The organism is Pantoea sp. SIMBA_079 (assembly GCF_046940275.1).
In the GTDB taxonomy this organism is placed as follows: Bacteria; Pseudomonadota; Gammaproteobacteria; order Enterobacterales; family Enterobacteriaceae; genus Pantoea; species Pantoea borealis.
Genome location: NZ_JAWRYR010000011.1, coordinates 1 through 25291, shown reverse-complemented (window position 1 = coordinate 25291; position 25291 = coordinate 1). Strand labels below are relative to the sequence as shown.

The window sequence follows — 25291 nt, the reverse complement described above, 5'->3', positions numbered from 1 at the left end:
GCATAACAACGAAAAACAGAGGTTACTATGGATGTTGTACAGATCTCCCGCGCGCTGCTGCCGCTGCTGGGAGGCCGGGAAAATATTGCCAGCGCGGCGCACTGCGCTACCCGTCTGCGTCTGGTACTGGTGGATGATGCCAAAGCAGATACCGCCGCGATCGGTAAACTCGATGGCGTAAAAGGGTGCTTCCGCAATGCCGGACAGCTGCAGGTCATTTTTGGCACCGGCGTGGTGAATAAGGTGTATGCTGCCTTTATCCGCGAAGCCGGCATCAGCGAAACCAGTAAGTCAGAAGCAGCAGATATCGCTGCACGTAAACTCAATCCTTTTCAGCGTATTGCGCGTCTGCTGTCGAATATTTTTGTTCCGATTATTCCGGCCATTGTCGCCTCAGGTCTGCTGATGGGGCTGCTCGGCATGGTGAAAACCTACGGCTGGGTTAATCCGGAAAATGCACTCTATATCATGCTGGATATGTGCAGCTCAGCGGCATTCATCATTCTGCCAATCCTGATCGGATTCACTGCCGCACGTGAGTTTGGCGGCAATCCGTTTCTCGGGGCGACGCTGGGCGGGATCCTGACGCATCCGGCGCTGACCAACGCCTGGGGCGTGGCGGCTGGTTTCCATACCATGAACTTCTTTGGTATCGAAGTCGCGATGATTGGCTATCAGGGCACGGTGTTCCCGGTACTGCTGGCGGTATGGTTCATGAGCGTACTGGAGAAACAGCTACGCCGGGTGATCCCCGACGCGCTGGATCTGATCCTGACGCCATTCCTGACGGTGATTATCTCCGGTTTTGTAGCGCTGCTGATTATCGGTCCGGCCGGGCGCGCGCTGGGTGACGGGATCTCCTTTGTCCTGAGCACGCTGATCGCCCACGCCGGCTGGCTGGCGGGATTACTGTTTGGTGGTCTCTACTCTGTCATTGTGATCACCGGCGTACACCACAGCTTTCACGCTATTGAAGCGGGGCTGCTGGGCAACCCGTCTATCGGCGTGAATTTCCTGCTGCCGATCTGGGCGATGGCTAACGTCGCACAGGGCGGGGCGTGCCTGGCGGTATGGTTAAAATCAAAAGATATTAAGATTAAAGCTATCGCGCTTCCCTCCGGCTTCTCGGCGCTGCTGGGGATTACCGAAGCAGCCATTTTTGGTATCAACCTGCGCTTTATGAAACCTTTCGTAGCGGGGCTGATTGGCGGTGCGCTGGGAGGTGCATGGGTTGTCTCGGTGCATGTTTATATGACGGCTGTAGGCCTGACCGGTATTCCGGGCATGGCGATTGTGCAGGCCAGCTCGCTGCTCAATTACGCCATTGGTATGGTGATCGCTTTCAGCGCAGCCTTTGTTATCTCTTACCTGCTTAAATACAAAACGGACGCAGAATAATGGCCTCATTAAACCTGTTCCCCGCTATCCTGCAGGCGGTCATGCGCGGTCAGCCGCGCGCGCTAAACGATGCGCACTATCCCGGCTGGCATCTTGCGCCTGTAACGGGTTTGCTGAACGACCCTAACGGCTTTATCCACATTAACGGACGCTATCACCTCTTCTACCAATGGAACCCGCTGAGCTGCCAGCATCAGCATAAATGCTGGGGGCACTGGAGTTCAGCGGACCTGCTGCAGTGGCAGCATGAGCCGATCGCGCTGATGCCGGATGAAGAGTATGACCGCAGCGGCTGCTACTCCGGCAGCGCCGTGGACAATCACGGTGCGCTCACGCTGGTTTACACCGGTAATGTGAAGTTTGACGATGGCAGCCGTACCGCGTGGCAGTGCCTGGCGGTACAGAATGAAGCAGGAGGTTTCGATAAGCTGGGACCCGTTATTGCGCTGCCTGAAGGGTATACCGGACACGTCCGCGATCCAAAAGTGTGGCGGCATGGTGAGAGCTGGTACATGGTGCTGGGGGCACAGGACAATGCGCTGCAGGGCAAAGTTCTGCTGCTGCGCTCTGACGATATGCACACGTGGCACAGGCTCGGGGAGATTGCCGGCAGCGGCCTTAACGGGCTGGGTGCGGCAGGATATATGTGGGAGTGCCCCGATCTCTTCACGCTGGGCGACAGTACGTTTCTTATCTGCTGTCCGCAGGGGATTACGCCTGAAGAACAGCGTTTTCTCAATGCGCATCCCAGTGCATGGCTGGCAGGCGATCTGGACTATGACACCGCCCGCTTTACGCACGGCGACTTTCATGAGCTGGATGCCGGCTTTGAGTTCTACGCACCGCAGACCACACTGACCGCCGATGGCCGTCGCCTGCTGGTAGCATGGATGGGGGTGCCGGACGGTGAAGAGAGATATCAGCCTACTATCGCCCGCGGCTGGATCCACCAGATGACCTGTATCCGCGAGCTGGGAACGCGTGACGGCAAACTCTACCAGCGGCCGGTAGCTGAGCTGCAGGCGCTGCGCGGTGAGGAGCACGCTTTTCAGGGTCTGGCTGCAGATGCCCCCTTTATTGCCGCGCGACGGCTTGAGCTGGAGCTGACCGGTACGGGCGGTATCACGCTTGATTTTGCCAACACGCTGCTGCTGGAGTGGCATAGCAGCGGACTGCGTCTTGCGCGTCGCAGCCTGTCGAACGGGGAGTGGCACTATCGCTACTGGCAGGGAGCAGTGACGCAGCTGCAGATTTTATGCGACCACTCCAGCGTAGAGATTTTTATCAACGAAGGCGAGGGCGTGATGAGCAGCCGCTATTTTCCGGCAGCGGAGGCGCAACTCAGGCTGATCGGGGACACAGAAGTTACCGCGCGCTACTGGCCGCTGCGACGCTGCGTGGTACAATAAGTTATTGTTTCCCTGACTGATGCCATGACGTGAGAAAAACCAAACGCGTAACCATTACCGATATCGCCGCGCTGGCTGGCGTCTCGAAAGCGACCGCCAGCCTGGTGCTGAACGGCCGGGGTAAAGAGCTGCGCGTCGCCAAAGAGACGCGCGAGCGCGTGCTCTCCCTGGCCCGTGAGCATCATTATCAAGCCAGTATTCATGCGCGTCTGTTGCGCGATAATCGCAGCCATACGCTGGGTCTGGTGGTGCCGGAGATCACCAATCACGGTTTTGCCGTATTCTCAGACGCACTGGAAAACCTTTGCCGCGAAGCGGGACTACAGCTGCTGATCTCCTGTACGGATGAAAATGCCGGCCAGGAGCGGGTTGTCGTGGATAACCTGGTCGCCCGCCAGGTGGACGGGCTGATTGTCGCCTCCAGCATGTCCGGCGACAGCGACTATGTAAAACTCAGCGAACAGCTGCCGGTCGTACTGTTTGACCGCTATATGAATGATACGCAGCTGCCGCTGGTGATCACGGATGCGGTTACGCCTACTGCCGAATTAGTGGCGCAACTGGCGCGCGCTAATCCGGAAGAGATCTATTTCCTTGGCGGTCAGGCACGCCTCTCTCCGACGCGCGATCGCCTTGCCGGCTTTCTGCAGGGGCTGGAGCTGGCGGGCGTCACGCCCCGACCGGAGTGGATTATTCATGGTAACTATCACCCCAGCAGCGGTTATGAGATGTTTGCCGCGCTCTGCGCCCGACTCGGTCGTCCGCCACAGGCGATCTTCACCGCCGCCTGCGGCTTGATGGAAGGGGTGCTGCGTTACATGAGCCAGCATCATCTGCTCAACAGCAACATCCGCATCGCCAGTTTTGATGACCACTATCTCTATGATTCACTGTCGGTAGCGATTGATACCGTCGAACAGGATGTACCGCGACTGGCGCAGGAGTGCTTTGCGTTGCTGAGCGCGCTGATTGCTGGCGATGAGCCTGCCAGTAACCGCAGAGTGCTGCCGGCCACACTCCGGCTGCGTCACGCATAGCGGCGCTTGTGATCGGAGCAGAGGCAACAGTTTGCGAAAAAGCTGAAGAAGTGTTGCGATAACCCCCATATCGCATCTGCCAGACTGCGCGGGATAAAATCAAACTGCAAACGTCGGGGTTCCGGCTGGTTTATCAGGTGATCGACGATCAGCTGATCATCGCAGTCGGAAAGCGCGAACGCAGCGATGTGTATCATCCTGCCAGTGAGAGAATGCGATAGCATTAGATTTGCAATGGTAATTACGCATTCCACCTTGCACCGGGAAAAATAAGCTATATCTGCTCTCTTTAAGCGGGCTCCTGATACGGTTTTATTAACCAATCAGAGCGGGTTTACGTTTAATCACAGTGCAAACGCTAATGAGAAAAAGACGATATATCTGGAAAATACTCCCGATTGCATCAGCACTCGCAAATATCTCTCTTTATATTTGAGTTAGGCCAGCCCGGAACGATGCTTTAAGTAATATTACGATTGCATTCTCGTTTTATAGCGCCATCAGGAACTTTCTGATTGTTAAGGTGATATTCTGTGCAGGCAAACTGACAGGAAACAGACAATCACTTTAACTTAAGTCTTTATAATGGCACATACAGGGATGGTACTGGCGCTGAGCGTCAGCTTATTAACTGCTTCAGCAGCAGCGGCACCGTTGAATCCGGGCGACCGTGATTATATCCAGAATCAGCAGCAGCAACGTTTACAGCAGGATCAGCATCAGCGCGATGCGCTGTGGAACGCGGTGTCGCCTCTGGCCGCCCCAGCCGGGGAGTCAGGCACATCCGGTCCGTGCTTCCCTGTTCATCATATCGTTATCCGTAACGCGTCTTTATTATCGCAGAGCCAGCAGCAGAATATCACCGCCCCCTATATCCATCGCTGCCTGAACTTAACCAATATTAATTCTTGTAGTGGTTTACTGAATTTGGCCACCTGAACAGAGGTGATATGCTCACCTCAGAACATTACAGGTGCCTCAATGAAAAAAAGAAATTTCAGCGCAGAGTTTAAACGCGAATCCGCTCAACTGGTCCTTGATCAGAACTACACCGTTGCAGCTGCGGCCAGTGCTATGGATGTGGGTCTTTCTACCATGACGCGATGGGTAAAGCAGTTGCGGGATGAACGACAGGGCAAAATACCTAAAGTTTCCCCTGTAACCCCGGAACAGATTGAAATACGTGAGCTGAAGAAAAAGCTACAACGCATTGAAATGGAAAACGACATATTAAAAAAGGCTACCGCGCTCTTGATGTCAGACTCCCTGAACAGTTCTCGTTAATCGGGAAACTCAGAGCGCAGTATCCTGTGGTCACACTTTGCCACGTGTTCGGGGTTCATCGCAGCAGCTACAAATACTGGGAAAAAAGCCCCGAAAAGCCAGACGGCAGGCGAGCTGTGTTACGCAGTCAGGTCCTGGAGCTGCATAACATCAGCCATGGTTCTGCTGGCGCAAGAAGTATCGCGATTATGGCAACCCTGAGAGGCTTCAAAATGGGACGCTGGCTTGCCGGAAGGCTCATGAAAGAACTGGGTCTGGTGAGTTGTCAGCAGCCTACCCACCGATATAAACGTGGTGGTCCTGAACACATCGTTATCCCGAATCGCCTTGAGCGACAGTTCGCAGTGACAGAACCGAATCAGGTGTGGTGCGGCGATGTGACGTATATCTGGACAGGCAAGCGTTGGGCTTACCTTGCTGTTGTTCTCGATCTGTTCGCAAGGAAACCGGTAGGTTGGGCAATGTCATTCTCACCGGACAGCAAACTGACCATCAAAGCGCTGGAAATGGCGTGGGAAGCTCGCGGTAAACCAGCCGGAGTGATGTTCCACAGTGACCAGGGTAGCTACTATACAAGCAGGCAGTTCCGGCAACTACTGTGGCGTTGCCGGATCAGGCAAAGTATGAGCCGACGTGGAAACTGTTGGGACAACAGCCCGATGGAACGCTTCTTCCGGAGTCTGAAAAACGAGTGGGTGCCAGTGACAGGTTATATAAACTTTAGCGAAGCTGCTCATGCGATCACAGACTATATCGTCGGGTATTACAGCTCGCTAAGGCCGCATGATTAAAACGGTGGGTTGCCCTCAAACGAATCGGAAAAGCGATACTGGAAAAACTCTAAATCGGTGGCCAGTTTTAGTTGACCACTACATTTCATGGTGGAGGAAGGCGCAGCCACCAAATGTGTTCGCAATATGTACAGATTGAGCCTGTTTACCATGAATAGACGAACATTTGCCTGCTAACTTAGTGGGCTACCATGAACAGACTAACGTTACCATGAAACCAGCAATATTTTGCTGATAACATTTGCGAGTGCGTACGCAAATGCGTACCATAATTTGCGTACACAAATGAGTACCATATTTAAGAGGTCATCATGAATACAGTTAACAGCAGGGCAGCACGCGATACTTGGGCTGCTACGCTCGATGCGGCACTGGTTGAGCCAATCGAAGTTACCCGCAATGGTGGCAAAGAAAGCGTTGTAATGCTATCTAAGAGCGAGTTTGAGTCGTTAAAGCGCATCCAGCTTGAAAAGGATATGGACTACATTCTGGATCGCCATGCCAATACGTTTAAGGCTTTAGCCGACCGATGAAGCTGGAATTAGAATACCGTCCTGTCACAGCAGACGAACTGATCATGCTTCATGACAGGCTGGAAAGCACTGCGCCGGGATTACCTGGTATAGCAGACCGCAGTAAAGCTAAAGCAGTGATAGACCGTGTTACCACACTCTACCTATATGGCGAACTGCCTGACGTATGGCACATTGCAGCAGCGCATCTTGAAGCCGTAGCGCGTGGCCATGTGTTCGCTGACTATAATAAGCGAACCGCATTTTTCGCAATGATGCTTTTCCTGCGCCGTAACGGTATAGATTTGAACCCGGAAGGTAATGCTCTGGAAGAGTTGACCGTCAGCGCAGCTACGGGAGAAGCTGATAGGGCGATGATTGCAGCAGAATTACAAAGACTAGCTATGTGATGAGAACCCAAATCTAAAAATATTGTGAATGTGCTTAAACAGCAATTTATTTACTTTTAGAATGAATTGGCGTTCAAAACATACCTGTACGATGCCTTATCGAAGCCACGAAAACGAAGTAGACCTAGCTTAATTGTATGGCTGAAGTGCAGTCAGTAAGGGCAAACCGATTTCTGCGTTTATTTCCGAAGAAGATCGGGAGTTCCCACTTGAAGCTGGCAAAGGTAAATGCAGTCTCAAGATACGCAAACTGCGTCAGCGAATCAAAGGTGCAATAAAAGCAGGCGACTACCGATTATGTTGGCTATATGCCTGCCAGCGCCCATAAGGACAATCTTACGTGTGATCAGAGCGCCGTCCTGTACTTTATCAAAACCCGTGTTGAAGCAACCGGCCAGACAGTTCATCTTAATCTGCAGGATTAAACGTTTGCCACCGTTCTCCGGATTGGAAAGTCTGGCGCGATACGCTGCTGCAGGAAATGATTGAGAAGGGCACGCTCATAGTGAAAATACCTGTCCTTATCGCTTAATCATACAAGTCTGCTTTACGCCCGCCACGTGAGGGCAATTTGTACATCTTTATGCCGTGCAGGTGCATTACCGGCAGCACGCGCCGCGCTGAGGCAAGTATGCGCTTGTCAGTTGTTCAGAAACAGACTTTGCTCATTCTGTATCAGTTTTCCCTTAATCGGCGCCAGACGGTGCCGCAGCGAACGATCCTGCACATAATTTATGAGCGATCAGACGATATCTATCCCAATAGCTTCCGTGCGTCCTGTATTCGCCTAAACGGTCTCAGGCTGATGGTGCAGGAAAGTGGTGATTCCAACCGGAAGTGGCTCAACCTGACTGGGGGCAGCATAAAAGCCCGGGCTCTGTCTGACACGCTGATAGCAGATGTATCGAAAAAGCTGCCCAATAGTCCGGACTGAGTTTCTGTTCCTACCGTGTGCGGTATGCGGCCTAAAACATCTGTTAATTTTTTTCCAAAAAACTGAAGTACCAGATAACTTTAATTCATTTTATTTGAACACGTTAATTTCTTACTGTGATTTATCAAAATTTTTAAATGAGTGCCATGGTACTGAAATACTTTTTTGATCATATGGTCTGAACTACCCATAAAATTATTAAAAGCGAAGAGTCCATATAAATCATATGCTTGAAGTTTTTTTAATCTAGAAAATTAACTTCAATAAGTTAATTGCAGGCCAAAAATTAAATTTGTCCTAAAAAAAGTAGTTGATAAGGATCGCGTTATTTGTGTTAATCCGCTTATAAGAATATTCCATAACTGTTTTTGTCACCGGCACTTTTGTGACACATGAAATCCCATCAGGTGAAATTAATAATAATCAATATCATTTAACATCAGATGATAAACAGCAAAGGATTTACCATGTATACGGCTTTAAAATATTACGTAAGCGATAACAATCCTGAAGGCCTACTGCTTCACCGTGCTGACTGCGCACACCTGCCCGATCAGGCGGCCCGTGTCTTTATCGGAAGCTGCTACTCGCTGAATCAGGCCAGAACAGTGGCAGCAGCCAATTTTAAAGGGGTAAAGCCCTGCCCGCACTGCGTGGCAAAGCCCGAAGTTAAAGCAAAGCCTGCTACAAAGGTAAGGCGTGCAGTCAATATCGCAGCTAAAATTTCAAAAGAAAATAAGCCGGTCGTGGAATTCAAAAGCTGCGTTCGCCCGGTCAGGCATATGGCTGTTTGATACAACATAAGCTATACCTGAATGATGCAGGAGTATTTGTGCTGACCCAGGTATGTGAGTGTATGTCCGATAATAAAAAATAAAATGAAAATACCGATTGGCCGCGTAAAGGATCACGCGGCTTTTTTGTTAGCTCACTGCAACACGCCATGAAACCAGCAACCTGCTGAATCATAAAACTGGTGTCCGCCCTTACGCGGCATATTCTGCGAACCTAACAGGCTTCACTGCTCAATGTGAAAGTGCTGGTTTCATAGCGACAGATGCAGGTTGCTGCTTTCATAATATTTTTTTAAAGTCGTCAGCTTAAATGCTGATGTATTCCGGCTAAAAGTGTAGTCTTTGCCCTCACTGCAATATTTAGAAGCGCAGCCTGGTAATGCTCCCAACTTACTGATAGTGTTTTATGTTCAGATAATGCCCGATGACCTTGTCATGCAGCTCCACCGATTTTGAGAACGACAGTGACTTCCGTCCCAGCCTTGCCAGATGTTGTCTCAGATTCAGGTTATGTTGCTCAATGCGCTGAGTGTAACGCCTGCTGATAACGTGCAGCTTTCCCTTCAGGCGTGATTCGTACAGCGGCCAGCCATCCGTCATCCATACCACGACCTCAAAGGCCGACAGCAGGCTCAGAAGACGCTCCAGTGTGGCCAGAGTGCGTTCACCGAAGACGTGCGCCACAACCGTCCTCCGTATCCTGTCATACGCGTAAAACAGCCAGCGCTGACGTGATTTAGCACCGACGTAGCCCCCCTGTTCGTCCATTTCAGCGCAGATAATGACATCACTGCCCGGTTGTATGCGCGAGGTTACCGACTGCGGCCTGAGTTTTTTAAGTGACGTAAAACCGTGTTGAGGCCAACGCCCATAATGCGTGCACTGGCGCGACATCCGACGCCATTCATGGCCATATCAATGATTTTCTGGTGCGTACCGGGCTGAGAGGCGGTGTAAGTGAACTGTAGTTGCCATGTTTTACGGCAATGAGAGCAGAGATAGCGCTGATGTCCGGCAGTGCTTTTGCCGTTACGCACCACGCCTTCAGTAGCGGAGCAGGAAGGGCATCTGATGGAAATGGAAACCACGCAAGCACCTTAAAATCACCATCATACACTAAATCAGTAAGTTGGGAGCATTACCTAATTCTGCACCCTGAATATGGTTACTTTAAGCCTAAGGCTGTTACTTACATTAAACTCCTGAAAGCCCGCTCATCACCTCCTTGTAGTTTTGACAAGGAGCAGGATTTTTATTGTTCAATAATTTGAACCAAAATATTTTTTCGCCTTACTATTAGTACCCTATAGTTTTATAAAAGAGGGTTTATAATTTTACTTATGACAGGGTAAGCATTTACAAAAATGTGATGCGCTTTTCATTTCCTAAAACACTTCTCACCTAAACTATCAATACTTTTAACTTAATTAATCTCCTCTTAAATACCTCAATATCGAATGCTATGTCAGTGACATCTTAAATCATCAACACAAAAATTTTCATTAAGTCAGTGGTGGTTATATGAAACTGAGAAAAAGATTCTGCTTATGCATCGTAACTTCTGTAGGGTTATTAGCTGGTTGTATCAATTCCCCATGGAACCCCTTTCCTAGTAATGCAGGCAAAATAGAAGGGGTTGTGTGGTGCAACCAGAGATATCTTGATATGGTTGATGATTATCAGAAAATTGATTACGAAACTAAAAAAAAGCTGGCTTTAGCCAAAGAAGGTTACGTTTATGCACTGGCTGCTACACTAACCTTGCAAAAAAATAACTCTGACAAGCAATTTAACTTCATAACCCCTAGTTATCTTGAGAAAATAAAAGAGCTCTCGAAAGATAATGTGGGTTTTTTTAACGGTTTTGCTGCAGAATCATTTATATATAGTAACCAATTCACTGGGGAAAAAGAACTCATTGTTGCTTTTCGAGGCTCAGATGATTTTTTTAAAGATTATCTGTTCCAAAACCTTGCACCGTTTCCGGTTCAAAATAAGTATGCTCGCGAATATGTTAAAGAGGCTATAAAGTACAGGGAAAGAAGGGCCGGTTTTTTTGGTCCAAAAACAGTTGTTGTAGGTAACTCTCTTGGCGGAGGTCTAGCAGCTCATGTAACGAATAGTGAAGAGACTGCGAATGATATTACAGACGCTTGGGTCTTTAATCCCTCGCCCAGAACAGGTGTACTTCCCCCTCTAGGTGGAAACCCTAAAATCAGGCTCCTTTCAACCAAATCAGAAGCATTAAATATCTCTCAAAGAAAGGGCTTGGGAGTTCAGCACCAGAATGAATATACAGGATTTAATCTGATAAAAAGCAGCTCAATTTACAATCATTATAGATGGGTGCTTATGAGAGAAATTCTATGGTATGCCGACTTTGCATTTTATTTAGATTCAGATAAAAAAGCCAAAACCACTCCCCCACTGGAAATAATACAGGCACAAAATATAACCTCAGCACAATGCGGAGAAACAAATAAGATAACCGACGCCAGACGGAAAGAATATGAAGAGGATGTCAGTTCTCGTATTAAGAAAGGAAGTGTTGATTTAAAAGAAGTTACTGAGGTTGATAAAAAACACCTCTAAATTACTGCGCCAAATATATTGCGATAAATGGTTATCGTTAATATGTGATAAAGCGTTTTAAGAGCCATAAAAGAGACGACTTAATAAATATTGCATCCAAAGAAGAGGCATAAATCCACCACTAAAAAGGAACCATTAAGGATTAAAAAAGGTTCCTATTTGGTACTAAAAATGAATCATTAATGTACCAAAAAGGGCATTTTTGGCCATTTTTTCAACTTTGCGTAAGGAATTTATTGACCAGCTTAGTCAGTGCCTCTAAGGTTGTGACAATTTCAGGCTTAAATCATACGGAGTTGTCACATGATTATTCATGTTGGTAATGGTAAGGGCGGCTGTGGAAAGTCCACACTGGCCGTTAACCTGGCTATTGAGTATGCCCGTCGTGGTGAAGATGTACTTTATATCGATGGTGATAAGCAGGGTACAGGAACTCGTTTTTTTAACGACCGTAATGAAGCAGGCCACCAGCCGATAGTTCATGCCATTCAAAAGTTTGACAATATCCGCGATACCCTGCTGGATATGAAAAAACGGTAATGCTCCCAACTTACTGATAGTGTTTTATGTTCAGATAATGCCCGATGACCTTGTCATGCAGCTCCACCGATTTTGAGAACGACAGTGACTTCCGTCCCAGCCTTGCCAGATGTTGTCTCAGATTCAGGTTATGTTGCTCAATGCGCTGAGTGTAACGCCTGCTGATAACGTGCAGCTTTCCCTTCAGGCGTGATTCGTACAGCGGCCAGCCATCCGTCATCCATACCACGACCTCAAAGGCCGACAGCAGGCTCAGAAGACGCTCCAGTGTGGCCAGAGTGCGTTCACCGAAGACGTGCGCCACAACCGTCCTCCGTATCCTGTCATACGCGTAAAACAGCCAGCGCTGACGTGATTTAGCACCGACGTAGCCCCCCCTGTTCGTCCATTTCAGCGCAGACAATCACATCACTGCCCGGTTGTATGCGCGAGGTTACCGACTGCGGCCTGAGTTTTTTAAGTGGCGTAAAACCGTGTTGAGGCCAACGCCCATAATGCGTGCACTGGCGCGACATCCGACGCCATTCATGGCCATATCAATGATTTTCTGGTGCGTACCGGGCTGAGAGGCGGTGTAAGTGAACTGTAGTTGCCATGTTTTACGGCAATGAGAGCAGAGATAGCGCTGATGTCCGGCAGTGCTTTTGCCGTTACGCACCACGCCTTCAGTAGCGGAGCAGGAAGGACATCTGATGGAAATGGAAGCCACGCAAGCACCTCAAAATCACCATCATACACTAAATCAGTAAGTTGGGAGCATTACCCGTTTCCGCATGCAAAAAAGAGAAATCTGTTACACACTCATAACGCCCTTAGCTATTCTTGTCATACAGACATTACTTAGGGAGAGAGTTATGCGATGTCCAGGCTGTCAGAAAGAGTCGTTTTTATACGGTACACGTGATGTGTGCATGGATATAAACGATCCTGAAAAGGTGGTACCCGCCGTAAGAGGAAGTCACTGCCTGACATGCGGAAGGGTGATTATAGATGGCACGGAAAGTGGAATATTCGATGCCAGGCTACAGGCGCGAGAAGCGACTGATGCGTAATCGCGCGGGTTAGCAGGTTCTGAAACGTTATTCAGGTGTTTTCCTGTCAGCCAGGTTTGTTACAGCCACTTCCTGTTCAGTTATCCTTCATTCAGCCTGAAAACCCGCAAACGCGGGTTAACACAGGTTAAGCTGTTCGCTGCACCGTATAAGTTCTGTACGACAGGATGCCTGACTCCATCTTAAGATGTTCAGGTATAACACGGAGAAATCTGTTGGCTTGGCATGATTACCAGGTCAACGGACCCGATCTCAGTCATGCTCTGATCGATCGCTTCAGCGCATCAAAACTGTGATGACGGCAGAGGTCAGCTTTATCTGAAAGTATTGCGCACTCCGCCCGAGCGCTTTTATCAAGCTCATTAATCAGCACTCAATTTCAAGTGGCCCCCACTGGGCGGACATTGACGAGCGCTGTGCGTTTAACATAACGCCTCAGGGCATGATGTAAGATATGACAGGACGTGAAACAGTCGAGATCCCAACAAAAGAGCAGGCCACCCATTACCGAAGCGGCTGAATATTTTGCATTCAACATTTAAATAAATGCTGATTATTTATGCCATGAAAAATAAGCCCTTGGGCGAGTTTCCAGATAAGCGCTGATAATCAGGAATTTCCTTACTGTTATTTAAAAAGTGTCTGGATATGATTTCCGACGCTAAGCGGAACCATTTATCCCTGATGTTCATGCTTAAAGCATATCTTTAATTGTATATTTCTTTACGACTATTTCTCGTAAGCTTCGCCGGGGCGCGTGCGCACCTGTAGAGGTTTGTGAGCCTGAAATTCAGAACGGATTTTTAAAATGAAATACAGTACACAGCAAATTATTTTACACTGGCTTTCAGCCATTATTATAATCTGGGCAACCCTGAGCGGATTTTATGTGGCGTTTTGTCATCCCGATCAGCCTGTTAAAGAGTGGATAGGTTTTTTTAACGTTTCCCTGACAACCCTGTTTATCCCGTTTTTTATATTACGAGTGTGGTATCTCTTCAGACATGGCAGTCCGGCAGAAAGTCTGTTAACGCCGGGAGAACAGCGTATTGCGCATCTGGGGCATCTGGCTTTGTATGCAAATATTAGTGTAGTGCTGATAACGGGCGTGCTGATGATGAATCATGCTATCGATGTCTTCCATATGTTTCACGTGCCGCAACCCCTGCATAGCGTGAGTGCCATTACGTTTTTTAATCAAGTACACGTTCTCGCGTGCATGACGCTTGCACTGCTAATCGCCGGACATATTCTGGCTGTTTTAAAGCATCAACTTAACGGAAAACATATATTACGCAATATGTGCCCCTGAAGCAGAATGCCTTATTGTTTGGACCTTTTCGGTCAGGTGCAGGCAGTGGCAATGTTTAAGAAACTGTCAGGTCTGGCATGAGATTTAAACATTTACTCTCTGGCTGACCACTGCAGACGTTTTTCAGACATCCAGCCCGAGGGTGGCCGGGCTCGGTGTCTGTCATTAACGCCTGAAAGATTAATAAGAAGCAAAACGTGGTAATGCTCCCAACTTCAGTAAGTTGGGAGCATTACCTAATCACGCCATGACGCAGAAGATGGCCGCTGAGCTACTGGCACTGCGTCATGCCGCCTCAGAGCTGGTGGAGGTATCACGGGCAGGGCTGGAATATATCGACGCGATACCAGCGGATATAGCCAGCGCGTTTGATGCGATGCCGGGGTTTAGCCGGGACTGGGCCGAGGACACTATAAGTGAGGCCAGGCAATTACTACTGACCGGGCGGCTATAGGACTAAATTACAGGGACAAAAAACCCGCCTTAGCGGGTTTTGGAGGAGGCCAACGATTAACCAGCTTTTGCTTCGCGGTAACGTAAAGTGCCTGTGCGCTCTGCAAGGTCAAAAGACTCTTTAAGCTGACGCATGGCTTCCGCTTTACGCTCAGCGACGGTCATTTTCTTAATAGAAGTATCTTGTTTTGATTGCATAACCTTTTCTTCCTCATGTTATTTCTTTCCGATTATGAGGCGCTGCGACGACGTTCTATCAGCGCGATCGAGAGAGAAACGATATCCGCAAAGTCTTTCGAGGCGCTGGCTCTTAGCGCCAGATTCCATTTGCTGAGTATACGGGCATTAACAGCCAACTCACTTCCGGCCTTAATCCGTCCGTTATCCGCCAGCCATTCAGCCACATCAGCCCAGTCCCACAGCGGCAACTGATTTTTGATGCGCTGTACCGGAGAAGGAAAGCCGCCCTTACCACGCGCGCCGTCTTTAAAAAGGCTGATTGCCTGGCGGGACATTTCAGTACTGGCAGCTATGTCACTGAGTCCGACAAGAGCGGAATCAACAGAACTGACTATAGCGCCGATCAGGGCTGATTCAATGTGATCTACGGCAGACGCGATGGCGATGTCCAGTGATTCAGCCTCGCGGTCAAACTCCAGATAAACCGATTTGCCATAGGCACAGATAATCGCATCGCTGCAGCCGTTCGTAAAAAGCGCATCCTCAAGACTGACGTGGATGAGGAGATCTGGCCAGGACGCGGACCGGTGAGCCCCTGTTCAATCGGCCAGTTCCGCGACGGCGATTTTCGCCGTGAACATGCGCCGTTCCGCATTGATATTTCCAACGCCTCGCAGGTGGCTTCTGTCACCAAAGAAGTGCTGGCGGAAGGGTATTTCGGCAAAAAGCTGCAGGAGGCGATCCGCTTTCGTGCGGCACGCCGTCTCAGCATCAAAAATGCGCTGGAACAGCTGCCCGATCCCAACAACCGCGTCATGCTGAGCGCCAACAAAGATGCGCTTGGACTGCCTACACCTTCTCTCTACTGGGATGTCGACGACTACGTGATAAAAGGCACAGAGAAAACGCGTGAGTGCTATGACGCCATTGCGGCCCGTCTCGGCGCCACCCGTATAAAACACAGCAAAAGCGGCAAATTCTCCAATCGCCAGCACATTACCGGCACGCTCTCTATGGGACTCGATCCCGCGACCAGCGTGACCGATGCGTGGGGACGCGCCCATGATCATGAAAACCTGTTTATGGTCGGCACCGGCGTGATGCCAACGGTGGGAACCTGTAATGTTACGCTTACCGCGATGGCGCTGGCGCTGCGTACCGCGGATAAAATCCTGCAGGAGACGCAACATGGGTAAGTCCTGGAGAACGCGACTGGCGGCGGGTGTGCTGCTGGCAGTATGCACACAATTGTATGCGGCGGATGAGAGTACGTTAATCAACGTGGGGAATATCTGGCGATAGCAGGCGACTGCGGTGCCTGTCACACCGAAGAGGGTAAAGCGCCGTTCAGCGGTGGTCATGCCATTGCGAGTCCGCTTGGCATCATCTTCAGCACCAATATCACACCGTCTAAAACCGCCGGTATTGGCGATTACAGTGAAGCGCAGTTTGCGGCCGCGCTGCGTAAGGGCATCCGTGGAGATGGCAGCCAGCTTTATCCGGCGATGCCCTATACCGCTTATGCCCGTCTGACCGACGAAGATGTTGCAGCGCTGTATGCTTACTTCATGCATGGCGTACAGCCCGTCGATATCCGCCCGGAGGCTACCGCGCTGCCGTTTCCGTTTAACCTGCGCTTCAGCATGGCTGCCTGGAACTGGTTGTTTGCGGACAACATGGTCTACCAGCCCGATGCAACCCAGTCGCAAGCGTGGAATCGTGGCGCTTACTTGGTGCAGGGGTTAACCCACTGCAGTACCTGCCATACGCCACGAAACTTTCTGATGGCGGAACAGCAGGACAAGAATCTGCAGGGTGCGTCACTTGGCACCTGGTACGCGCCGGATATTACCCCGGCAACACTGCAGGGCAAAGCCCACTGGACGCGTAAGATGCTGGCAGATTATCTGGCGACTGGTCATGCTGCGAACGGCGCCACGGCTGGCGGGCCAATGCTGGAAGCAATCGATAAGAGCTTTTCACGCATGACACCAGACGATCGTAACGCGATTGCAACCTATCTGCTTCCCGCCACCCAGGCAGTGAGCGAGCCGGCAACTGCAAAAACGCTGACACCGGTGCAGGGCGATGATATGCCGCAGTCTCTGGCAGGTCTCAGTGAGGGTGAGCAGGTTTATCGGGACAACTGTGCGTCATGCCATAACCTCTCAGGTCAGGGGTTAAATGGCCTGCCGGCGCTGCAGCACCATCCTGTTCTGGATAAGCCCACCGCTGATAACGTGGCAATGGCGGTATTGCAGGGCGTCTGGCCGGAAAACGGGCAGGGAATGATAGGGTTCGTCGATTCGTTAAGCGACGGGCAGGTGGCCGCGGTCACCAATTATGTGATGCAGGATATCGGGCACAGCCAGGTAACGATCAGCGCGGCGCGCGTTCAGGCGCTGCGCAAGGGCGGAGACACGTCGCCGCTGATGGTGATTGCCCGTGTCGGCATGGCGGCGGCAGGTGGGGTACTGATTCTGGGCCTGTTCTGGCTCAGAAAAAAGCGCGCCGCTAAACGCTAAATCCTGGGCCTCTGCTTCATCGCTGAAGCGGAGGTTTTTTATACATTTTCAGGTGGAAGCTTTCTGTACAGACCGAGACATGAAGGTGTAAATATGACATTGCAAGGTACAAATCTGCTTCAAGTATGCCTTACACTGTTGCGGAGTTACTGCTTTCACAATTACGCAACAGACTTTCGGACAGGCCGCAGCTGACGGTCACTACACTGAAAACCCGCTTTAACCACTGTAGGTGACAGGTAACCACTATGGAGGGAAGACCGCCGTTAGTAAGCCTTGTAGATCTTATGAGTACACTGATAAAAAATATATAAAACATTGTGTTAGTTAATAACAGCGCAGCAAAGGCTGTTTTCAGCTTATCGTTAAAACGGATTTTGCTGCCTATAGTGGATATCTGAGACACAGAAATGAAATACTCATACATAACGATGCAGCCCTGACTAGGCGCTTCAAAGCATTTTATTGGGTGCATACCTACACAGTGAAGTTATCAATGAGAGTGTGTAATGATTTTTACTGGCCAAAAGCAGCTAACCACAAGAAGCTATCGAAATTAACAAACAGGCATCAACGACAAGCAGGACAGTGAGCAACTGGCAGGTTGAGCCTGATGGGCCAGCAGTACGTTTGAAGACATTGCAACGTTAGGGATGAACCCCATTATTTAACATAAATAGCATTATACGAACTGGGTGGTGTTTTTTATATTAAATCACTTTGGCTAATTTTGACCATTTCCAGCTATTTAGTGACAAGACTGCTTCAGCTCTTCATCTCATCAGTCAGACCAGTTGCACTCATAACAGACTGAATATTCATACCATTCTTTAACAGATTGTGGGCGATCTCGAGGCTGTCTTCCTGCACGCCCTCCCGTAAACCTTCTTCTCGTTCCTCCAGACGACCTTCCTGACGGCCTCTCTGCTCAAGCTGCTGTGCAATCGTCATCAGTTCATCTGCATGTTGTGGTACCCGCTGCGCCAGTTAGCGGATAAAGCCGCCTGCATCGGGGGGGGGCACCCGCCTGGAGCATATATATTACCAGTGCGTGCATCACTGCCGGACTCCAGCCTGAGCGTCGAGGGGTCGTAAATCGCGAACAGCGCAGGCGGCAGATGTAGCTTCATAAAGTCCCGCGCAGTCTGCTGGTGAGAGAGAAATGTTTTGAAGACCGCATTATGCGGCGCAGGCGTGTTGTTGTTCTTCATTGCGTCACCTGAGCATTTTCCCTGAGCTTCTATGATATTAACGAGGCTTGAATCAAAGCAGACTTCCTGAAGCCTTATATATTTCTCAAATTGACGGCGCACTCTGTCAGACAAATATTTTTTAGCCATTCTTTAGCGACTGCCCCAACCAAATATAAAAGAGTATCAAAGCGTTATTTATAAATACTATCAATAATAACTACGCATCAATACCGGATTACTATCCGCCAGCGCAGTAAAGGGTAACTACAGGGAGATCACGCGTGAAAGATTTTAAAGGTAACAAACAGGCTCTGCCTGTGCGCTACTGTAAACAGTGTCACAAACCCATGACGTGGCGCAAAAAGTGGGAGAAAAACTGGGACGAGGTACAGTACTGCTCTGAACGCTGCCGCCGCGCCGCGAAAGCGGCACGGACAGCAGCAGAGTCATAAGGGGTTAGTTTGCAGGCGCCGTTTCTTGGCGCTTGTCATTAAACCGTTCCCGCATGTGCGCTTCAATCTGCTCCAGTGACTTGCCACGCGTTTCCGGCAGCACCAGCGCGACAAAAATCAGCGATCCGACATTGATAGCGGCAAAAATAAAGAAGGCGTTGTTACCCACTAGCGACAGCAGAGGCGGAAAGGCAAAGGCCACTGCCGCATTACAGATCCACTGAAAAGCCACCGCCGAGCCGGTCAGTACGCCGCGTACCTGCATTGGAAAGAGTTCTGACATCAGCAGCCAGTATACCGGTGAAATGCACATCTGCATAAAGAACAGAAATACCAGAATACAGGCGAGCGCCAGCAGGCTCTGCGTCATGCTGTTCGGCATAAATACCAGCACCGCGCCCAGCGCCAGCTGCATTGCAATCACAATACATAACCCGGTCATCAGCATTTTGCGTCGGCCAAAGTGACTGATTGCCTTGATACCGGCAAACGTCGCCAGTACGGAAACTACACCATTGCCGATGGTCGCAGCAATCGAGGCGCTGGTTCCCATGCCGGTACTCTTCAGGATAATCGGCGTGTAGTACATAAAGGCGTTGACGCCGGTAAACTGCAGCACAATGCCCATGCCGCAGCCCATCAGCAGCAGACGGACAATCCACTTCTCTTTCAGCAGTTCACGCGCCGCGGGCCCCTGTCGTGCCATACGGGCGTTTTCGCGCATCTCTTTCATTTCAGCTTTAATTTCGCGCGGGTTTTCGCGCAGCTTACGCATGATGCGCATCGCTTCACTGAGGCGGCCCTCCGCGACCATCCAGTGCGGCGACGCCGGGACAAAGAAAGTGCCGATAAACAGCAGTACGCCCGGTACCATTGCCAGCGCCAGCATATAGCGCCACATTTTCGGATCGTGCAGCAGCAGACTCATCGCCGCGCTGACGATATAAGCCAGCAGCTGGCCTGAAACAATCATCAGCTCATTGCGGCTTACCAGCGGCGCACGACGCTTGGGTCCTGCGATCTCAGCGATAAACACCGGCACAGTCGATGAACCGCCGCCCACGGCAATGCCGAGTATAAACCGCATTACCACCATGATTTCAATATCGGGGGCTACCGTGGTACCAAAGGCGCCGGCGACAAACAGCAGCGCCAGACTGCGCAGCGTAATACGGCGGCCAAAGCGATCGGAAACGTAACCGCTGAGAAACGCACCTACCGCGGAGCCAAACGTCAGGGAGGATGTCACCAGCCCTTCGGTAAAAGGCGTAAGGTTAAGCCCGCCCTGTGCGGCAGGTAGTGTCATATAGGGCAGTGCGCCGGAAATAATTCCGGTGTCATAGCCGTATGCGAGGGCTCCCATTGTGGCCACCAGCACCACAAAAAACAGTCGTTGCTGAACGGTGAAATTAAGCGCGCCGCCGTCGTCCGGCGAGTCTTGAGAAGAGTTTTGCATAGCTGCATCCCTGTTTAAATGGCACACACAGCACGTTGCTGTGTAAAGAAAGGTATGAGTATAGGAGCGATTTTCGGAATGGGATCTGAATCACATAATTCGTTAAAAGCAGCGGGTCCCCGGTACTAAACCAGTAAGGTATGCCGTCTGCCTCTGTAAGCCGGGCGCAATCATATTGCTGTATCCGTTTCCGGTACGCCCGTGCCGGCCGATACCTTACCCTGCACTGCCTGAAAGGATGCTGCCTGATGCCCGTGAATTTTGATCTTAATGACCTCTATGCGTTCCGCGCGCTGGTGGAATATGGCAACTTTCGCCTGGCAGCAGAGTCGATCTGCCTGTCGCAATCTGCGCTGAGCCGCCGGATTGAAAAACTGGAAGCGGCGCTCGGCACGCGGCTTTTTGACCGCACAACGCGTCGCGTTATGCTGACGCTCTATGGCCAGAGCTTTGCTGAGCGATCTGAACAGCTGCTGGCAAACGTGGAAGCGGTACTGGCTGACATCAATCAGGTAAGCCAGGAGCGCACCGGTCTGGTGACGGTCGCGACAGTGCCTTCGGCTGCGTACTACTTTATGCCTGAAGTGATCCGGCGCTTTCGCGCACGCTATCCGCGGGTGCGGGTCAAAATTATCGACAGTAGCGTGGGCAATGTTATTGAGGCGGTCAGCAGCGGCCAGGCGGATTTCGGGATTTGCTTTGCGAAAAGCCTGCCGCCAGCCATTGAATTTTTACCGCTGGAAGAGGATGTGTATGTTGCGGCCTGCCGGCACGAACACCCGCTGACGCGCCGATCATCACTGAGCTGGGAGGAGTATTTTCAGCAGGAGTATATCGGGCTGGATAAGGTATCAGGTAACCGCTCCCTGCTCGACCAGGCGCTGGCGCATATCATTCCGGCCCGGCCCAGCATCTGTGAAACGCGCCACGTCACTACCCTGTTAGGCATGGTCGAGGCGGGCATTGGTATTGCGGCAGTGCCGGCGATGTCGATGCCCTCCTCAGGACACTCCTTACTGGCGCAGATACCGCTGACGCATCCGGTGGTGACCCGATCCGTGGGTCTGATTCGCCGTCGTGGCCGTATTCAGTCATACGTTGCCGCCGAGCTGGAGAAGCTCATTACTGAACAGTATCACCCTGCTTAGCGGTCGCGGTTACGCTGTGCATACCGGTTGCGGTCACAATTTTCTGCGCCTGCGGAGAGGCCAGGAAACTCAGAAGCGCTTTACCTTCATCGGGATGCTGCGCGTTTACCGTTACCGCGCCGGCGAAGCGGGTAATGTACTGCACATTTGCCGGCAGCTCACCGGCAAAACTGACACCCGGCACCGGCAGCAGCTCGCTGACCTGCTGGAAGCCAATGGCGTAACGTCCCTGCGCCACCTGCGAGGCGACCGGAATGCGCTCCACCATCTGCGCTTTTGTCTGCATCTCCCGATCGATCCCCAGCTTTTTAAACAGCTCATTACTGACATAGCGGCCGCTGGCGCTGTCTGAATAGGCGACAGACTTTGCGCTAAGCAGTGTCGTACGCAGCTCAGCATCGGTTTTAATCGCCGGCAGCGGATCGCCCTGCTTTACCACGATACCAATCGGCGAGTCTGCCAGCTCCTGGCGGGTGCCGGCGGCAATGCGCTTATCCTGCTGCAGATGCGTCAGCGCATCACCGACCATAATTACTACATCAGCCTGTTCACCGCGTGCCAGGCGGTTAGGGATAGCCTGCGGCGTCTTCCCCATAGAGGGGCCGGGGATAACTACCAGATGGTTACCGCTCTGTTTTTCATAGACGGGTGCCAGTTTTTCCAGTGCAGCTTTAAAGCCGCCGGAGATCATCACGCTGACATCCTGCGCCAGCACGTTGGTGCTGAACGAAGCGAGCATGATTGCAGTAAGGCTCAGAATCGGTTTATACATTATTTCATTCCCTGTTAGCGTGCGGTTTGCAGCGTCAGTGCGCGACGACGATAGAGATAGAGCGTGGCGAGCAGCGCGCAAATTGCGGCAAAGCTCATCCAGTAGCCTGGCGACGCTTTATCACCGGTATACTCAATCAGCGCAGTGGAGATAACCGGCGTAAAGCCGCCAAAGACCGCGGTCGCCAGGCTATAAGCCAGTGAAAAGCCCGCCACGCGCACTTCAGCTGGCATGATCTCGGTCAGAGCAGGGATCATAGCGCCGTTATAGAGGCCGTAAATGAAGGAAAGCCACAGCAGTACCGTCAGCATCATAGAGAAGCTTGGTACCGCCGCCAGCATGGTCAGCGCCGGGTAAGCGGTTGCCAGCGCCAGCAGCGTCATCGCGACCAGCACTGGCTTACGGCCAAAGCGGTCAGACAGGGCACCGCCCACCGGCAGCCAGAGAAAGTTAGAAATGGCCACCAGCAGCGTGACCAGCAGACTATCTGATGCGCTGAGCATCAATACTTTTTTGCCGAAGGTGGGCGCGTAAACCGTGATCAGATAGAACGCGGTAGTGGTCATCGCCACCATCAGCATGCCCGCAATCACAACCGGCCAGTTGCTCAGCAGCGTTTTAAATACCTCACCCATCGCCAGATGTTTACGGCGCGCGGTAAACTCCTGCGTCTCTTCCAGCTTGCGACGCAGAATAAAGATAAACGGCACGATCAGGCAGCCAAACAGGAACGGGATACGCCAGCCCCAGCTGCTGATTTCACCCGGCTCCAGCGCAGCGTTCAGGGCAAAGCCCATTGCGGCTGCAACCATAATGGCAACCTGCTGACTGCCAGACTGCCAGCTGGTGTAAAACCCTTTTCGTCCCGGCGTGGCAATTTCAGCAAGATAGACCGAAACACCGCCCAGCTCAGCGCCTGCTGAAAAACCCTGCAGCAGACGGCCGGTCAGCACCAGCAGGGGTGCCCAGAGGCCGATACTCTGATAAGAGGGGATCAGTACAATCAGGAATGTGCCCGCCGCCATGATAGAGAGCGTGACGATAAGCCCTTTACGACGGCCCACTTTGTCGATGTACGCGCCAAGTACAATGGCGCCGATAGGACGCATCAGAAAACCGGCGCCAAAGACGGCAAAGGTCATCATCAGTGAGGCAAACTCACTGCTGGCCGGAAAAAAGGTATGGGCGATATAGGTGGCGTAGAAGCCAAAGAGAAAAAAATCGAACTGCTCCAGAAAGTTACCGGATGTCACGCGCAGTATGGCACTGATAAGCGAACGGGTGGTCATGGGTGAGGTAAAGGAATGCATCAGAATCTCCAATTGTCATGGGCGCTTTATCGTTGCGCCTGTCACGAAAGACTGGATCAGAAAAATAGAGTTAATAAGCGCAATAAACTCATGCACTGATGCGTTACATGCATTAATACAGACCCGAAGCTGAAAATCATTTTATATATTAGGTTGTTAAATATTTGTAAGCATCATGTCAGGAATATTCAGGCTGAAAGGAGATACATCAGCTTTGTGACCAGCTTCAAGCCTAAAGTCCAAACTTTTACACTCAAAAGCTGGTAATGCTACCAACTTACTGATTTAGTGCACGATGGTGTTTTTTGAATTGCTCCAGTGGCTTCTCTTGCCATCAGTTGTCCCTCCCGTTCAGCTACTGAAGGTGTGGTGCGTAACGGTATAAGCACTGCCGGACATCAGCGCTATCTCTGCTCTCACTGCTGTAAAACATGGTAACTGCAGTTTAGTTACACCGCTTCTCAGCTCGGTACACACCAGAAGATTATTGATATGGTCATGAATGGCGTCGGATGCCGGCCCTCAGCGCATTATGGACGTGGGCCTCAACACCATTTTCCGCCATTTGAAAAACTCGGGCCACAGTCAGTAACCTCGGGTATACAACCGGGGGTGACGTCATTGTCTGCGCTGAAATGGATGAACAGTGGGGCTAGGTCAGTGCGAAATCACGCCAGCGCTGGCTGTTTTACACGTATGACAGGATACGCAGGACAGTTGTGGCCCGTGTATTCGGAGAACGCACTATGGCCATGCTGGAACGTCTTATGAACCTACCGTCGGCCTTTGACGTGGTGATATGGATGACGGACGGCTAGCCGCTGTATGAATCACGCCTTAAGGGAAAGCTGCACGTTATAAGCAAGCAATATACGCAGCGAATTGAGCAGCATAACCTGAATCTGAGGCAGCATCTGGCAAGGCTGAGCAGGAAGTCACTGTCATTCTCAAAATCGGAGGAGTTGCATGACAAAGTTATCGGGCATTATCTGAACATAAAACATTATCAGTAAGTTGGAGTCATTACCCGTAAGTTATGGCATTGATAACTGTATACTGAAGTGGTTTACTGAATTTGGCCACCTGAACAGAGGTGATATGCTCACCTCAGAACAATATAGGTGCACCAATGAAACGAAGAAATTTTAGTCCTGAATTCAAACGCGAATCCGCTCAGCTGGTTGTCGATCAAAACTACACCGTCTCTGATGCCGCTAAGGCTATGGATGTCGGTCTTTCCACGATGACAAAATGGGTCAAGCAACTGCGTGAAGAGCGTCAGGGCAAAACACCAAAAGCCTCTCCGATAACACCAGAACAAATCGAAATACGTGAGCTGAAGAAAAAGCTACAACGTATTGAAATGGAAAACGATATTCTAAAAAAGGCTACCGCGCTCTTGATGTCAGACTCCCTGAACAGTTCTCGTTAATCGGGAAACTCAGGGCGCGTTATCCAGTGGCCTCTCGCTGCCACGTGTTCGGGGTTCATCGCAGCAGCTATAAATACTGGCAAAACCGTCCTGAAAAACCAGACGGCATGCGGGCTGTATTACGAAGCCAGGTGCTGGAGCTGCATAACATCAGCCACGGTTCAGCCGGAGCAAGGAGCATCGCCACAATGGCAACCCAGAGAGGCTACCAGATGGGGCGCTGGCTCGCTGGCAGACTCATGAAAGAGCTGGGGCTGGTCAGTTGTCAGCAGCCGACTCACCGGTATAAGCGTGGGGGGCATGAG

General features: G+C 50.9%; 22 protein-coding genes and 6 pseudogenes. 18 read left to right on the top strand and 10 right to left on the bottom strand.

The genetic code is table 11. The features are described 5' to 3' along the window. Positions 1-27 precede the first annotated feature (27 nt). The 9 genes and pseudogenes from SB719_RS14340 (at position 28) to SB719_RS14300 (ending at position 8569) form a co-directional block, all read left to right on the top strand. Positions 28-1398, top strand: coding sequence for a sucrose-specific PTS transporter subunit IIBC (locus SB719_RS14340; protein WP_065648030.1), 1371 nt, complete (start codon positions 28-30; stop codon positions 1396-1398). Further along, positions 1398-2807, top strand: coding sequence for a sucrose-6-phosphate hydrolase (locus SB719_RS14335; protein WP_065648031.1), 1410 nt, complete (start codon positions 1398-1400; stop codon positions 2805-2807). The genes SB719_RS14340 and SB719_RS14335 overlap by 1 nt, the downstream gene beginning before the upstream one ends. Before the next feature lie 29 nt (positions 2808-2836). After that, entirely contained in the window at positions 2837-3844 is a 1008-nt protein-coding gene (locus SB719_RS14330; protein WP_065648032.1) for a substrate-binding domain-containing protein, read from the top strand. Between the two features lie 21 nt (positions 3845-3865). After that, positions 3866-4065 (top strand): annotated as a pseudogene (locus SB719_RS14325) (type II toxin-antitoxin system RelE family toxin); the annotation flags it as partial. A 364-nt stretch (positions 4066-4429) separates the two neighbouring features. Next, positions 4430-4783: a POTRA domain-containing protein gene (locus SB719_RS14320; protein ID WP_065648034.1), complete on the top strand. Its 354-nt coding sequence runs from the start codon at positions 4430-4432 to the stop codon at positions 4781-4783. A gap of 42 nt (positions 4784-4825) precedes the next feature. Continuing rightward, positions 4826-5994, top strand: a pseudogene (locus tag SB719_RS14315) (IS3 family transposase). Between the two features lie 236 nt (positions 5995-6230). After that, entirely contained in the window at positions 6231-6452 is a 222-nt protein-coding gene (locus SB719_RS14310) for a type II toxin-antitoxin system Phd/YefM family antitoxin (protein ID WP_065648037.1), read from the top strand. Further along, positions 6449-6841 carry a type II toxin-antitoxin system death-on-curing family toxin gene (locus SB719_RS14305; protein ID WP_412159323.1) on the top strand — a complete coding sequence of 131 codons (393 nt, stop codon included), beginning with the start codon at positions 6449-6451 and terminating at the stop codon, positions 6839-6841. The genes SB719_RS14310 and SB719_RS14305 overlap by 4 nt, the downstream gene beginning before the upstream one ends. A 1401-nt stretch (positions 6842-8242) precedes the next feature. After that, positions 8243-8569 carry a hypothetical protein gene (locus SB719_RS14300; RefSeq protein WP_065648040.1) on the top strand — a complete coding sequence of 109 codons (327 nt, stop codon included), beginning with the start codon at positions 8243-8245 and terminating at the stop codon, positions 8567-8569. A 390-nt stretch (positions 8570-8959) separates the two neighbouring features. Here SB719_RS14300 and SB719_RS14295 read toward each other — a convergent pair. After that, positions 8960-9657 (bottom strand): IS1 family transposase gene (locus tag SB719_RS14295; RefSeq protein ID WP_412159322.1). Its coding sequence is split into 2 segments (ribosomal slippage): positions 8960-9408 and positions 9408-9657, totalling 699 coding nucleotides; the frame shifts between segments, so codons are not numbered across the junction. 433 nt (positions 9658-10090) lie between these two features. Between SB719_RS14295 and SB719_RS14290 the strand changes: the two genes are divergently transcribed. Then, positions 10091-11161, top strand: coding sequence for a hypothetical protein (locus tag SB719_RS14290; RefSeq protein ID WP_139074163.1), 1071 nt, complete (start codon positions 10091-10093; stop codon positions 11159-11161). 303 nt (positions 11162-11464) lie between these two features. Then, positions 11465-11701 carry a ParA family protein gene (locus tag SB719_RS14285; protein WP_065647930.1) on the top strand — a complete coding sequence of 79 codons (237 nt, stop codon included), beginning with the start codon at positions 11465-11467 and terminating at the stop codon, positions 11699-11701. A 10-nt stretch (positions 11702-11711) separates the two neighbouring features. Here SB719_RS14285 and SB719_RS14280 read toward each other — a convergent pair whose 3' ends face one another. Together SB719_RS14280 and SB719_RS14275 are read right to left on the bottom strand one after the other, a co-directional pair. Beyond that, on the bottom strand, positions 11712-12104 hold the full coding sequence (locus SB719_RS14280) for an IS1 family transposase (protein WP_412159321.1): 393 nt from the start codon (positions 12102-12104) through the stop codon (positions 11712-11714). A 30-nt stretch (positions 12105-12134) separates the two neighbouring features. Further along, positions 12135-12410 carry an IS1-like element transposase gene (locus SB719_RS14275; RefSeq protein ID WP_001317300.1) on the bottom strand — a complete coding sequence of 92 codons (276 nt, stop codon included), beginning with the start codon at positions 12408-12410 and terminating at the stop codon, positions 12135-12137. A gap of 1151 nt (positions 12411-13561) precedes the next feature. Here SB719_RS14275 and SB719_RS14270 point away from each other — a divergent pair. Beyond that, positions 13562-14065 carry a cytochrome b gene (locus SB719_RS14270; protein ID WP_065647931.1) on the top strand — a complete coding sequence of 168 codons (504 nt, stop codon included), beginning with the start codon at positions 13562-13564 and terminating at the stop codon, positions 14063-14065. Positions 14066-14575: 510 nt separating this feature from the next. On the opposite strand, the gene SB719_RS14265 is transcribed toward SB719_RS14270, so the two are convergent. Both SB719_RS14265 and SB719_RS14260 read right to left on the bottom strand, forming a co-directional pair. Beyond that, a complete protein-coding gene (locus SB719_RS14265) occupies positions 14576-14716 on the bottom strand; it encodes a hypothetical protein (protein WP_167350660.1) in 141 nt (46 codons plus the stop codon). Between the two features lie 32 nt (positions 14717-14748). Continuing rightward, entirely contained in the window at positions 14749-15258 is a 510-nt protein-coding gene (locus SB719_RS14260; protein WP_412159359.1) for a DNA-binding protein, read from the bottom strand. Here SB719_RS14260 and SB719_RS14255 point away from each other — a divergent pair. Further along, positions 15250-15894 (top strand): annotated as a pseudogene (locus SB719_RS14255) (GMC oxidoreductase); the annotation flags it as partial. The gene SB719_RS14260 and the pseudogene SB719_RS14255 sit on opposite strands and share 9 nt — an antisense overlap. Before the next feature lie 96 nt (positions 15895-15990). Then, on the top strand, positions 15991-17223 hold the full coding sequence (locus SB719_RS14250; protein WP_412159358.1) for a cytochrome c: 1233 nt from the start codon (positions 15991-15993) through the stop codon (positions 17221-17223). 765 nt (positions 17224-17988) lie between these two features. Here SB719_RS14250 and SB719_RS14245 read toward each other — a convergent pair. Beyond that, positions 17989-18174: a hypothetical protein gene (locus SB719_RS14245; RefSeq protein WP_065647935.1), complete on the bottom strand. Its 186-nt coding sequence runs from the start codon at positions 18172-18174 to the stop codon at positions 17989-17991. Positions 18175-18281: 107 nt separating this feature from the next. Next, positions 18282-18434 (bottom strand): annotated as a pseudogene (locus SB719_RS14240) (Rpn family recombination-promoting nuclease/putative transposase); the annotation flags it as partial. 263 nt (positions 18435-18697) lie between these two features. Here SB719_RS14240 and SB719_RS14235 point away from each other — a divergent pair. Next, on the top strand, positions 18698-18868 hold the full coding sequence (locus SB719_RS14235) for a DUF2256 domain-containing protein (RefSeq protein WP_071882943.1): 171 nt from the start codon (positions 18698-18700) through the stop codon (positions 18866-18868). 4 nt (positions 18869-18872) lie between these two features. On the opposite strand, the gene SB719_RS14230 is transcribed toward SB719_RS14235, so the two are convergent. Then, positions 18873-20324, bottom strand: a complete 1452-nt coding sequence (locus SB719_RS14230) for a sugar porter family MFS transporter (RefSeq protein WP_412159320.1) — start codon at positions 20322-20324, stop codon at positions 18873-18875. 248 nt (positions 20325-20572) lie between these two features. Between SB719_RS14230 and SB719_RS14225 the strand changes: the two genes are divergently transcribed. Then, entirely contained in the window at positions 20573-21472 is a 900-nt protein-coding gene (locus tag SB719_RS14225; RefSeq protein WP_094111216.1) for a LysR family transcriptional regulator, read from the top strand. Here SB719_RS14225 and SB719_RS14220 read toward each other — a convergent pair. Beyond that, on the bottom strand, positions 21447-22211 hold the full coding sequence (locus SB719_RS14220) for a substrate-binding domain-containing protein (RefSeq protein WP_370512315.1): 765 nt from the start codon (positions 22209-22211) through the stop codon (positions 21447-21449). The two genes, SB719_RS14225 and SB719_RS14220, sit on opposite strands and share 26 nt — an antisense overlap. A 47-nt stretch (positions 22212-22258) precedes the next feature. Beyond that, a complete protein-coding gene (locus SB719_RS14215) occupies positions 22259-23554 on the bottom strand; it encodes an MFS transporter (protein ID WP_412159319.1) in 1296 nt (431 codons plus the stop codon). A 318-nt stretch (positions 23555-23872) separates the two neighbouring features. Here SB719_RS14215 and SB719_RS14210 point away from each other — a divergent pair. Both SB719_RS14210 and SB719_RS14205 read left to right on the top strand, forming a co-directional pair. Then, a pseudogene (locus tag SB719_RS14210) lies at positions 23873-24567 on the top strand (IS1 family transposase). Between the two features lie 116 nt (positions 24568-24683). Then, a pseudogene (locus SB719_RS14205) lies at positions 24684-25291 on the top strand (transposase); the annotation flags it as partial.

Coding starts and splice junctions, on each gene's coding strand:
- SB719_RS14340 (WP_065648030.1), top strand. CDS start 28: ATGGATGTTGTACAGATCTCCCGCGCGCTGCTGCCGCTGCTGGGAGGC.
- SB719_RS14335 (WP_065648031.1), top strand. CDS start 1,398: ATGGCCTCATTAAACCTGTTCCCCGCTATCCTGCAGGCGGTCATGCGC.
- SB719_RS14320 (WP_065648034.1), top strand. CDS start 4,430: ATGGCACATACAGGGATGGTACTGGCGCTGAGCGTCAGCTTATTAACT.
- SB719_RS14310 (WP_065648037.1), top strand. CDS start 6,231: ATGAATACAGTTAACAGCAGGGCAGCACGCGATACTTGGGCTGCTACG.
- SB719_RS14305 (WP_412159323.1), top strand. CDS start 6,449: ATGAAGCTGGAATTAGAATACCGTCCTGTCACAGCAGACGAACTGATC.
- SB719_RS14300 (WP_065648040.1), top strand. CDS start 8,243: ATGTATACGGCTTTAAAATATTACGTAAGCGATAACAATCCTGAAGGC.
- SB719_RS14290 (WP_139074163.1), top strand. CDS start 10,091: ATGAAACTGAGAAAAAGATTCTGCTTATGCATCGTAACTTCTGTAGGG.
- SB719_RS14285 (WP_065647930.1), top strand. CDS start 11,465: ATGATTATTCATGTTGGTAATGGTAAGGGCGGCTGTGGAAAGTCCACA.
- SB719_RS14270 (WP_065647931.1), top strand. CDS start 13,562: ATGAAATACAGTACACAGCAAATTATTTTACACTGGCTTTCAGCCATT.
- SB719_RS14265 (WP_167350660.1), bottom strand. CDS start 14,716: ATGCAATCAAAACAAGATACTTCTATTAAGAAAATGACCGTCGCTGAG.
- SB719_RS14245 (WP_065647935.1), bottom strand. CDS start 18,174: ATGACGATTGCACAGCAGCTTGAGCAGAGAGGCCGTCAGGAAGGTCGT.
- SB719_RS14230 (WP_412159320.1), bottom strand. CDS start 20,324: ATGCAAAACTCTTCTCAAGACTCGCCGGACGACGGCGGCGCGCTTAAT.
- SB719_RS14225 (WP_094111216.1), top strand. CDS start 20,573: ATGCCCGTGAATTTTGATCTTAATGACCTCTATGCGTTCCGCGCGCTG.
- SB719_RS14220 (WP_370512315.1), bottom strand. CDS start 22,211: ATGCTCGCTTCGTTCAGCACCAACGTGCTGGCGCAGGATGTCAGCGTG.
- SB719_RS14215 (WP_412159319.1), bottom strand. CDS start 23,554: ATGCATTCCTTTACCTCACCCATGACCACCCGTTCGCTTATCAGTGCC.